Below are 11,390 nucleotides of genomic sequence, written 5' to 3'. Positions count from 1 at the left end.
GACCGCCTGCGGGCCCTGGCCGCCACGGTGGTACGCGAGGTCTGCTGACCCCGCCGCGGGCCACCGACGCCGGGTCGGCCCGCGCGCCGATCGGCGCCGGCAGGCGCCATACGGGTAGGTCGGCAGGCGGGTAGGCCGCCATACGGGTAGGTCGGCAGGCGGTCAGGGCGCCATGCGCGCACGCCGCCATACGGCCGGGTCGGCCGCCGGGCAGGTCGCCATACGCCTAGCTCGCCAGGCGACGGGCGGACCGGCGAGCCGGTCGGCAGACAGGCAGGTCGGCAGGCATACGGAGCTTCGACCGCGTGTTGGAGACATTGTCGTTCGGGTACGTGGCTCGTCATGGTTCCCGGCGGCGACGCCACCCAGGCATCGGGTCGACACGGCCGTATCGACCTCCACCACCCGGCAGGAGAAGACGACCATGGCGGAACAAGCGCACATCGGCGTGACCGGACTGGCGGTGATGGGCCGCAACCTGGCCCGCAACTTCGCGCGACACGGTCATACGGTGGCTCTGCACAACCGCACGACCGCCCGGACCCGGGCCCTCGTCGAGGAGTTCGGGCACGAAGGCACGTTCCTGCCGGCCGACAGCGCCGCCGACTTCGTGGCGCTCCTGGAGCGGCCTCGACGACTGGTGATCATGGTCAAGGCCGGCGCGCCCACCGACGCCGTCATCGACGAGTTCGCGGAACTCCTCGAACCCGGCGACATGATCGTCGACGGCGGCAACGCGCACTTCGAGGACACCCGGCGCCGCGAGGCCGCGCTGCGCGAGCGCGGGCTGCACTTCGTCGGCGCCGGCATCTCCGGCGGCGAGGAGGGCGCACTGAACGGCCCGAGCATCATGCCCGGTGGTTCGGTGGAGTCCTACGCGGCACTCGGACCGCTGTTCGAGGACATCTCGGCAAAGGTCGACGGCGCGCCGTGTTGCGCGCACATCGGACCCGACGGCGCCGGACACTTCGTGAAAATGGTGCACAACGGCATCGAGTACGCCGACATGCAACTCATCGCGGAGGCGTACGACCTGCTCACCCGCGGGCTCGGCAAGCAGCCCGCGCAGATCGCCGACATCTTCCGCACCTGGAACGAGGGCCGCCTGGACTCGTACCTGATCGAGATCACCGCCGACGTCCTCAAGCACGTCGACGCCGCGACCGGCAAACCGTTCGTCGACGTCGTCCTGGACCAGGCCGAGCAGAAGGGCACCGGTCGCTGGACGGTACAGACCGCCCTCGACCTCGGAGTGCCGGTGAGCGGCATCGCCGAGGCGGTCTTCGCCCGCTCGGTCTCCGGCCACGCCGAACTGCGCGACGCGGCACAGGGGTTGCCCGGCCCGAAGGAGACCTGGCTCGACAGCGCGGCGGCCGACCGCTTCGCCGACGACGTGGAACAAGCCCTGTACGCCTCCAAGATCGTGGCGTACGCGCAGGGAATCCACCAGATCCAAGCCGGCAGCGACACCTACGACTGGTCGATCGACCCCGGCAAGGTCGCCGAGATCTGGCGCGGCGGCTGCATCATCCGGGCCCGCTTCCTCGACCGTATCCGCGAGGCGTACGGGCCCGGCCGCGCCCCCGTGTCGCTGCTCACCGCCGAGTACTTCCACGACGCGCTCGACGGCGCGCAGAGCTCGTGGCGCCGCGTGGTCTCCACCGCGGCCGAACTCGGCATCCCCACCCCTGGATTCGCCGCCGCCCTGGCCTACTACGACACACTGCGCTCGCCCCGGCTGCCGGCCGCGCTGATCCAGGCGCAGCGCGACTTCTTCGGCGCGCACACCTACCGGCGGGTGGACCGCGACGGCTCCTTCCACACCCTGTGGGGCGGTGACCGCACCGAACAGACGGTCTGAACCGACGCCCGCCCTCGCGGTGGTGGGCCGAACTCCCCGGCCCACCACCGCGGCGGATCAGGACTGCGCGGCGATCCGCAGCGTGCGCGGACGCATGTCGGTCCACACCTCGTCGATGTGCGCCAGGCATGCCGCCCGGGTACCGGTGAAGCCCTGCGGATGCCAACCCGCCGGGGGATCGGTGTCGGCGGGCCACACCGAATACTGATCCTCGTCGTTGGCCACGACCTGGTAGGTCTGCTCGTCGGTTTCCGCGGAAGTGGTCATACCGTCTCCAGCTTTCGTTCGGGGTCGGGCGTGGGCGTGGGTGCGGGCGGGGAGGCCGGGCCGGCGACGCGCTTTCGGCGCTCCTCGATGCCGATCACGTCGTCCGGCAGCGCGTCCGCGACCTCGTCGTCGAAGCGCGCGATCACCCGATGCCGGGACGAGGCCAGGGCGAACAGGAACAAGCCGGACGCGAACAGCAGGTACAGCAGGCCGGTGCCGCGCCCCTCGCCCACCCCGATCACCCGTCCGACGGTGGACGCCAACGGGCCGTCGTCGTCCAGGAGCGGGCCGAGCAGGTGGACGGCGAGCGGCGCGATCACGCCGAAGCCCAGCGGCAGCGTCGACCACGCGACCATGGTGTTGAGCGCGATCACCCGGCCGTGGAAGCGCTGCGGCACCTTCACCTGGATGATCGTCGCGTAGATGCCGTTGAGCAGCGACAGGCCGAAGAACACCCCGAAGACCCCGATCCCCACCGAGATCGGCGACGGCCGCAGGCCGATCACGAACGCGAACACCGCGATCACCGCGGTGGCCACGAGCAGGCCGTGCATCCGCCGATGCCGAGGCCCGCCCCACACGCCCATCGCCAGCCCGCCCAGCAACGCGCCCGCGCCACCGGCCATGCCCACGGCCCCCGCCGTGGAGACCGAACCGAACGACAGCACGAGCGGCGTGACCAGCACCAGCATCGGCGCCAGGAAGATGTTGAGCACCGCGAAGTACAGCAGCATCGTGCGGAATCCGGCGTGCCCCATCGAGTAGCGGACCCCGTTGGCGATCTCGGTGACCATCGACTCGCGCCTGGTGTGCGCCATCGTGTCGGGGAACCTGACGAACACCATCACCACGACCGCGATCACGAACGTGGAGATGTCGATCGCCAGGATTCCGCCCAGGCCGATCGTCGACAACAGCCCGACCGCGATCAACGGCACGACCAACTGGGCCACGCCCGTGCTCATTTGCATGATGCCGTTGGCGTGCCCCAGATAGCGCTTGGGGACCAGTTGCGGGACCGCCGAGTTGTACGCCAGGCGTTGGAAGGTGGCGGTGAGCGACAGCACCACCAACAGGCCGTAGATCGCGCCCACTCCGAGATTGCCGCCCCACAACAGCAGCGCCATCGTCACCTGCACCGCGCCCGCCGCGCAGTCGGCCGTCAGCATCACCGCGCGGCGGCTGTAGCGGTCCACCACCGCGCCGGCCAGCGGCGCGACCACGATCCCCGGGACCAGCGCCAGCACCGAGAACAACGCGAACTGCGTCAGCGAATCGGTTTTGAGGTAGATCCAGATCGGGATCGCGAACTCGGTCAGCGCCGACCCGGTGATGGACGCGAGTTGGCCGAGCGCCACGGCCAGGAACCGGCCCATGCTGGGCTGGATCGCCTTGTCCGCGCCGGTCGTTGCCGCCTCGGACTCGTCGGTGCCGTCGGACACGCCGTGCAGCCACCACCCGGCGTCGATCCCGCGCGCGGTCCGAGTCAGCGGTTCGATGTGGCCCGAGGCCATGCCCGCGTGCGTGGCGGTGACGATCTCGGCGAGTTCGTCGGCCCGATAGCGCAGGAAGTAGTGCCCCGCCTCGTCGATCACCACGAGCGCCGTGGTGTCGGTGGTGAAGCCCCACTCGCGATAGCGCTCCTGGTAGAACTCGGTGCTCGGATCGCGCTCGCCGACCACCGAGATCACCGGCGCGCGCAACCGCTCGATCCGGTCCGCCATCAGCCGGGTGAAGTACTCCTCCGCGGTCAGCGCGTCCTTGCGCATGCTGCGGATGATGAACCGCACCTGCTCCTCGTCCAGATCCCCGAGGTCGGCGCCCATCGCGGTGAGCATATTCAGGTGAACCCGGTCGCTCGTCAACCGCTCCAAGCCGGTGAACCGCGCGAACGCGCCGAGCATCCCGCCCTCGGGCCGCGCGAACGGGAAGATCCCGCCCAGATAGACGGCGTCCAACGGCCGCCCCGCCGCTTCGAGCAGGTGGGCGATCTGTACCGTCAGCGCGCTGCCGACGCCGCAGTGCCCGTACAGCACGAGCGGGCCCTCGACCTTCGCGAGGATCTCCTCGGCGCACTCCCGCGCGACGTCCTCGATCGGCCGCGCGGCCTCGGGCGTGGACACGTCGTGACCGGGGATGGCCACCGAGAACAGCGAGTGGCCGGCCGGCAGCGCGTCCGCGAGCGGTTGATACACCACCGCGCTGCCGCCGCCGTAGGGCACACACACCATCGACAGCACGCGCCGATCGGCCGGCACCGGCCGGGTCAGTTCGTGCAGCAACCCGCGCGGGTCCTCCGCGCCCTCCGGTCGCTCGATCAGCTCGGCGAGTTCGCGGATCGTGCGGTACTTGAACAGGTCGAGCAGACTCACCCGACGGCTGTCCGGCAGCGCGCGGCGCAGCTTGGCGGCGACCTGCATCGCGAGCAGCGAGTGGCCGCCGAGTTCGAAGAAGTCGTCGGTGACGCCGACCACGGCCAGGCCCAGGACACCGGTCCAGACCGCCGCAAGTGCCTCTTCGACCGCGCCCACCGGCGCGACCAGGCCCGCCGGGTCCAGCGGAGCCTCGGCTTCGGGCTCCGGCAGCAGCGCCCGGTCGACCTTGCCGTGCGCCTTGCGCGGCAACCGGTCCAACCACACGAACCGGGACGGCACCATGTACTCGGGCAACCCGACCGACAGTTCGCGCCGCAATTCGGCCGTCGACGGGCGGACCGACGACGGTTCCTCCACCAGGTAGGCCACGAGCCGCTGTTCGCCGAGCGGACCGCGCGCGTCGACCACCGCCTGCGCCACTGCGTCGTGCCGTAGGAGGGCGGCCTCGATCTCACCCGGCTCGACCCGGTAGCCGCGGATCTTCACCTGCTGGTCGCTGCGGCCCAGGAAGTGCACCTCGCCGTCCGCGCCCCGGCGACCCAGGTCGCCCGTGCGGTAGAGCCGGGCGCCCGGCGGCCCGAACGGATCCGGGACGAACCGGTCGGCGGTCAACCCCGGACGGCCCAGATAGCCGCGGGCGAGCCGCTCGCCGCCGATGAAGAGCTCACCGGTGACCCCCACCGGCACCGGCTCCAACCGGGCGTCCAGCAGGTACACGCGAGCGTTGGGCAGCGGCCGCCCGATCGGCGTCACCGACGACGTGGGCTCCACGTCCGCGTCGACCCGGTAGGTCGTGACCCCCACCGTGGTCTCGGTCGGCCCGTAGTGGTTGACCACCCCACACGTGCCGAGCCGGGCCAGGTCACGCGCCCACTCCCACGACGAGCCCTCACCGCCCAGGATCAGCAACCGGCGCGGCAACAGCCTTGCGGCGCCCACCTCGGCGCACAACCCGGCCAGGTGCGTGGGCGTCATCTTCAGGTAGTCGATCGGGTGGGCGGCCAGGTAGTCGGCGAACTCCTCGCCGGACAACCGCTTCGGGAACAGGTGCAGTTCGCCGCCGGTCAGCAGCGCGAGGTAGAACGCGGTGATGCCGAAGTCGAACGACAAGGACTGGGCCAGCCCGTAGGTCGCCTTCGGGACCACCTCGAAGCGCTCACGCACACCGCCGAGATAGGCCAACGCCTCGCGGTGCTGCACCGCTACGCCCTTGGGCCGCCCGGTCGATCCGGAGGTGTAGATCACGTAGGCCAGGTTGCGCGCGGCGGCCTCGGCCGGCGGTCGCTCCGCCGACGCGGCCTCGATCGCCGCCCGGTCCGCGTCGATCAGCACCACCGTGCCCGAATAGCCCGCCGTGCGCTCGCGCAACCCGGTCTCGGTCAGCAGCACCCGCACGTCGGAGTCGGCGAGCATGAACGCCAGCCGCTCCAGCGGTTGTTCGGGATCCAGCGGCAGATACGCGCCACCGGCCTTGAGCACCGCGACCACGGCCACCGCGAGGTCCAGCGACTGCTCCAGGCACAGCGCGACCCGCACCTCCGGTCCGACGCCCCGCTCGCGCAGGTGATGCGCGAGGCGGTTGGCGCGCGCGTCGAGTTCGCCGTAGCTCAGCGATCGACCGGCGTAGGTCACCGCGGCGGCGAGCGGGTCGCGGCCGACCTGCGCCTCCACCAACTCGGCCAGGGTGGTGAACTCGGGGAGCGGGGCGTCGGTGTCGTTGCACCCGACGACGACGTGCTCGCGTTCCTGCGGGGTGAGCAACTCCAACCGGGACAGGGGGGTCAGCGGATCGGCCACCGCGCAGCGCAGCAGCGACTCCAGTCGGCCCGCCAACCCGGCGACAGTTGCCGCGTCGAACAGGTCGGTGTTGTAGGTGAGCAGGCAGTGCATGCCACCCGTGCTCTCGAACACGAACAGACTCAGGTCGAAGCGCGAGGCCCGGGCCTGGCCGCTGAACCACTCGTGGGTCAGCCCGGTGAAGCCGCGTTCGGCCCGTCCGTAGTTCTGCAGCGCCAGGGTTGCCTGGAACACCGGGGTCCGGCTGGTGTCCCGGGGCAGGTTGAGGCCGCGGACGACCCGGTCGAACGGCAGGTCCTGGTGGGCGTAGGCGTCCAAGGCGTGCTCGCGGACCCGAACCAACAGGTCGGCGAAGGTCGGATCGCCCTCCAGCGGCGCCCGCATGGCCAGCATGTTGACGAACATCCCGATCAGCGACTCCAGATCGGGATGCGGCCGCCCAGCGATCGGCGAGCCGACCGCGAAGTCCAGCGACCCGCTGTGTCGCGACAACACGGCCTGCCACGCGGCGAGCATGCTCATGTACGGCGTCGCGCCGTACGCGCGGCCCAGGTCGACCACCGCGGCGGACAACACCGGATCGAGGTCGAAGGTGTGCCCGGCGCCGTCGAAGGTCTGGCGATCGGGCCGGGGACGATCGGTGGGCAGCGCGAGCGTGCCGAGCCCGTCGAGCCGCTTCCGCCAGTAGGCGGCGGCGCGTTCGCCCTCCGGACCGGCCAGGCGGTCCTGCTGCCAGGCCGCGTAGTCGCCGTACCGGACCGCCGGCGCCGGCACGGACGAGGGCGCGCCGGTCGCGAACGCGTCGTAGTCGGCCATCACTTCGTTGGCCAGCAGGTGTACCGACCAGCCGTCGCCGACCAGGTGGTGCAGTACGACGGTCAGCACGTGGTCTTCGTCGTCGAGGCGGATGAGGAGCGCCCGGACCAGCGGTGCGACCGAGAGGTCGAACGGGCGGGCGGACTCCTCGCCGACCAGCACGGCGGCGCGGTGCTCGCGCTCCTTCGGGTCGGTGGTCGGGTTCGTTTCGAGCGGCTGCCCGTCGGGCCGCTCCGCATCGGGCGGCTCCACGTCGAGCCGCCGCATGGTGATCGGTCGGTGCGGGTTCACGGTCGCGACGGGCCGGCCGTCGTCGCTCGTGGTGAACGTCGTGCGCAGGCTGTCGTGTCGGGCCAGGAGCGCGTTCAGGGCTCGCTCCAAGGCCTCCTCGTCGAGGGCGCCGCGCAAGCGCAGCGACGCCGGGACGGTGTAGGCGGCGGTGCCGGGGGTCAGGTTCTCCATGAACCACAGCGGCAACTGGGCGGCGGACAGCGGCACCTCGGCCCCGGGAGCCAACCGGGGGATCGAGGCCGGTGCGTCCACGGCGGATTGGCGGAGCCGCTGTTGCAGCAAGGCCCGCTTGGCCGCCGACAGTTCCCGGGGTTTCGGGGGAAGCTCGGGGGTGAGCGTCATCGCGGATCTCCAGCCTCGACGTGGTCCGCGATCAGCCGTTCGGCTTCCTCGTCGGTGAGTGCGTCCAGTTCGCCGATCAACAGGTCCTCGATCGCGGCGGCCAGGCCGGCCACCGTGGGTTCGGCGAACAGGGTCCGGATCGGCACGGTGAGATCGATCGCCACGCCGAGACGGGCCGCGACCCGGGTCGCGAGCAGCGAGTGCCCACCCAGCGCGAAGAAGTCGTCGAACGCGCCCACCCCGTCCCGGCCGAGCACGTCGGAGTAGATCCGGGCGACGAGTTCCTCGGCCTCGGTGCGCGGCGCCAGATAGACCCGATCGGACTCGACCGGTTGGTCGGGAGCAGGCAGGGCCGCCCGGTCGACTTTGCCGTTGACGGTGAGCGGCAGGCGGTCCAGCGGGACGTAGGCGGCGGGCAACAGGTAGGCGGGCAGGGTGCGCGCGAGCACGCGCCGCAATCGGTCCGCGGTGGGCGGCGAGGCCGCGTCACGGGGGACGAGGTAGGCCACGAGCCGACGGTCCTCGTGCTCCTCGCGGGCGACGACCACCGCCCCGACGACGTCCGGATGGGCCAGGAGCGCGGCCTCGATCTCGCCGAGTTCGACCCGGTAGCCGCGGATCTTGACCTGGTGATCGGTACGGCCGAGGAATTCGAGTTGCCCGTCGGGCCGTTGCCGGGCCCGGTCGCCGGTGCGGTAGAGGCGGCCGCCGGGCGGTCCGTGCGGATCGGGTACGAAGCGGTCGGCGGTGAGCCCCGGGCGGGCCAGGTAGCCCCGAGCGAGGCCGTCGCCGCCGATGTACAACTCACCGACCACACCCGGCGGTACGGGTTCCAGGTGCCGATCCAGGACGTGCACCCGGGTGCCGGTCAGGGCGCGGCCGATCGGGGGGCGGGAGGTGTAGGGGTTCGGTGTGTTCGCGTCGGGTGGGTTCGGGTTCGGCGCGTGCGGGTTCGGCCCGTCGTCCGTGCCCCCGGCCAGGAGCGCGGCCGTGGCGATCACCGTCGCCTCGGTGGGACCGTAGGTGTTGAGCAGTTCCACGTCCCCGCCGAAGGCGTCCCGCCAATGGCGCACGGCGCCGGCGTCGGCCTGGTCGGCGCCCAGGACGACGAGGCGCAGCCCGGGCGGCCAGGCGAGTCCGGGCGTCTGCGCGACCAGTTCGTGCCAGTAGGGCGTGGGCAGGTCGAGCACGGTCAGCGAGCGGCCCCGGTCGGTCGCGAAGAGCTCGGGCAGCAGCCCGTCGGCCGGGGCCAGAACCAGGCAACCGCCGGACAGCAGGCAGGGATACGTCTCCTCGACGTGGGTGTCGAAGCCGAACGACGCGAACTGGAGGACCCGGTCCGAGCCGTCGATGCGGTAGCGCTCCCGCATCCACCGCACGCGGCCGGCCAGTGCGCCCCGAGTGATCAGGGTTCCCTTGGGACGCCCCGTGGACCCGGACGTGTAGATCACGTACGCGAGATGATCCGGTCGGGCGATCGCGGGCAACACGGACGCGGACTCGAAGTCCTCGTCGGGGTGTTCGCCGTCGAGGAGACGCACCGGCACCGCCGCTTCGGCGAAGCGGTCGGCGTGGTCGGTGCGGCACAGCACCAGAGCGGCGCCGCTGTCGCGCAGCATGTCGGTGATCCGGGCGGACGGGTGCGCCGGGTCGACGGGCAGGTAGGCGCCGCCTGCCTTGAGGACGGCGAACAACGCCACGACCGTCTCGGTCGAGCGCTCCGCGCAGACCGCCACGATCGACTCCGGGCCCACTCCGGTCCGGCGCAGAAGTCGCGCCAGCCGGTTGCTGCGGGCGTCGAGTTCGGCGTAGCTCAGCCGCCCTTCGGTCGCGTCGATCGCGTCGGCGTGCGGGGTGCGCGCGACCTGGGCCGCGAACGCGGTGAGTACGTCGTCGGGTTCGCTCGCGGGACAGGCGTCGTCGATCGACGTGCCACCGATCGACGTGCCGTCCAGGTCGCCGAGCGTGCTCGCGCGTTCGGCCGCGGGCAGCAGGGGAAGCCGCGACAGGGTCGTATCGGGGTCGGTCACCGCGCCGTCGAGGAGCGTCTCGAAGCAGCGCGCGATCCGTTCCACGCTCGCGGGCGCGAACCGATCGGTGTCGTAGACGAATTCGGTGACGAGCGTGTCGCCTTCGGGCCACACCTCCAGGGTGAGATCGAACTTGGCGTGCCGGTAACCGGATTCGAACACCTCGGCGGTCAGTCCGCGCAGCGTCAAGCCCTCGCCGGCAGGCGGACGCAAGATCAGCATCGTTTGGAACACCGGCGGGACCCCGGATTCGCGGTCGACGTCGATCGTGCTCAGCAACTGCTCGAACGGCACGTCCTGGTGCGCGTAGGCGGCCAGTGCGGCGTCCCGCGTCCGGTGCAGGAACGAACGAAACGAGGGATCGCCCACCGTGCTGCCGCGCAGCACCAGCGTGTTGACGAAATAACCGATGAGAGGTTCGTACTCCTCCTCGTCACGGCCGGCCAACGGCGAGCCGACACACACGTCGTCCTGGCCGCAATAGCGCGTGAGCAGGGTCTGATAGGCGGCGAGCAACGTCATGTACAGGGTGACGCGTTCGCGACGGGCCAGCCGTTCGACACCGGTACGCAGCGCGGCCGGCAGGCGGTGGGTGACGGTGCCGCCGGAGGCGGCTGTCTCGGCGGTCCCGGGCCGGTCGACGGGCAGGTCCAGCGTGGGCGCGCCGGCGAGCCGTGCCGTCCAGTAGTCCAGGTGGTCGCGAAACTCGGGAGCCTCGGCGAGGGCTCGCCGTCGGTGGATGTAGTCGCCGTACACTGCCGGCAGGGGCGGCAGTGGAGCCGACGACGCGTTGTCGATGAACGAGCCGTAGAGCGCGGCGAGTTCGGTGCACAGGACGCCCATCGACCAGCCGTCCGCGACGATGTGGTGCAGCACGAGCGCCAGCACGTGGTCGTCGTCGGCCAAGCGGATCAGGCTTGCCCGCAGCAGCGGGCCCTGGGCCAGGTCGAAGGGTTGGTTGGTGCGGGCGGCGACGAGGGCGTGGGCGCGCCGCTCGCGTTCGTCCGGGGAGCCGTCGAGAGACAGGCGCTCCAGGGTGAAACCACCGGTGGCGCCGATGACCTGAGTGGGCACGCCGTCGTTTTCGGGGAACGTGGCGCGCAGACTCTCGTGTCGGTCGACGATCGCACCGAGGGCTCGGGCCAGGGCGTCGGGATCGAGGGGGCCGCGTAGGCGGTGGACCTGGAACAGGTTGAAGGCGGCGTCGCCGGATTTGATCCGGTCCACGAGCCACAGGCGTTCCTGGCCGGCCGACAGGGGCAGGTCCCGGTCGGCGGATCGCGTGGCCCGGGTGGGCTGGGCGATCGTTTCGGAGTGTGGCGACGGGATGTTCATGGCCTCCGTTCGTTCTGCATCGTGATGACCGCGGCGCTGATCCCGGTGATGGTCGGGGTGTCGAAGAAGACGTGCAACGGCACGTCGACGCCCAACCGCTTGCGGATCCGGGCACCGATCCGGGTGACCGTGAGCGAATGGCCGCCCAGGTCGAACAGGTCCTCGTCGGGCTTGATGTCGTCCAGCCCGAGGACTTCGCGCCAGATGGCGGCGACCTCGGCGGCCGGGCCGACGTAGGCGGGCGGCTCCTGGGCGGTCGCGGTGTCCGCGGCGGCG

The 11,390-nt window shown here is 71.4% G+C and carries 5 protein-coding genes; 1 reads left to right on the top strand and 4 read right to left on the bottom strand.

What is annotated here, in order from left to right; translation table 11 throughout:
• The first annotated feature begins 424 nt into the window (after positions 1–424).
• Entirely contained in the window at positions 425–1,861 is a 1,437-nt protein-coding gene (gndA, locus tag GT354_RS49455) for an NADP-dependent phosphogluconate dehydrogenase (protein WP_161364754.1), read from the top strand.
• Positions 1,862–1,918: 57 nt separating this feature from the next.
• Here the strand turns inward: gndA and GT354_RS49450 are convergent, their stop codons facing one another.
• The 4 genes from GT354_RS49450 to GT354_RS49435 all read right to left on the bottom strand — a co-directional run.
• Positions 1,919–2,128, bottom strand: coding sequence for an MbtH family protein (locus GT354_RS49450; RefSeq protein ID WP_161364752.1), 210 nt, complete (start codon positions 2,126–2,128; stop codon positions 1,919–1,921).
• Positions 2,125–7,749 carry a non-ribosomal peptide synthetase/MFS transporter gene (locus GT354_RS49445; protein ID WP_161364750.1) on the bottom strand — a complete coding sequence of 1,875 codons (5,625 nt, stop codon included), beginning with the start codon at positions 7,747–7,749 and terminating at the stop codon, positions 2,125–2,127. The genes GT354_RS49450 and GT354_RS49445 overlap by 4 nt, the downstream gene beginning before the upstream one ends.
• The gene (locus tag GT354_RS49440; RefSeq protein WP_161364748.1) at positions 7,746–11,114 is read right to left on the bottom strand and encodes a non-ribosomal peptide synthetase; all 3,369 of its coding nucleotides are present in this window, start codon (positions 11,112–11,114) and stop codon (positions 7,746–7,748) included. Before GT354_RS49440 ends, GT354_RS49445 begins: the two co-directional genes overlap by 4 nt.
• Positions 11,111–11,390 (bottom strand): phosphopantetheine-binding protein (locus GT354_RS49435; protein WP_161364746.1); only part of this gene is annotated, 280 nt, incomplete at its 5' end. The genes GT354_RS49435 and GT354_RS49440, both read right to left, overlap by 4 nt.

It is taken from the genome of Streptomyces sp. SID3343 (assembly GCF_009865215.1).
Lineage (GTDB): Bacteria > Actinomycetota > Actinomycetes > Streptomycetales > Streptomycetaceae > Embleya.
The sequence above is the reverse complement of the archived record's forward strand: the minus strand, read 5'-3'. Positions and strand labels throughout refer to the sequence as shown.

Coding starts and splice junctions, on each gene's coding strand:
- gndA (WP_161364754.1), top strand. CDS start 425: ATGGCGGAACAAGCGCACATCGGCGTGACCGGACTGGCGGTGATGGGC.
- GT354_RS49450 (WP_161364752.1), bottom strand. CDS start 2,128: ATGACCACTTCCGCGGAAACCGACGAGCAGACCTACCAGGTCGTGGCC.
- GT354_RS49445 (WP_161364750.1), bottom strand. CDS start 7,749: ATGACGCTCACCCCCGAGCTTCCCCCGAAACCCCGGGAACTGTCGGCG.
- GT354_RS49440 (WP_161364748.1), bottom strand. CDS start 11,114: ATGAACATCCCGTCGCCACACTCCGAAACGATCGCCCAGCCCACCCGG.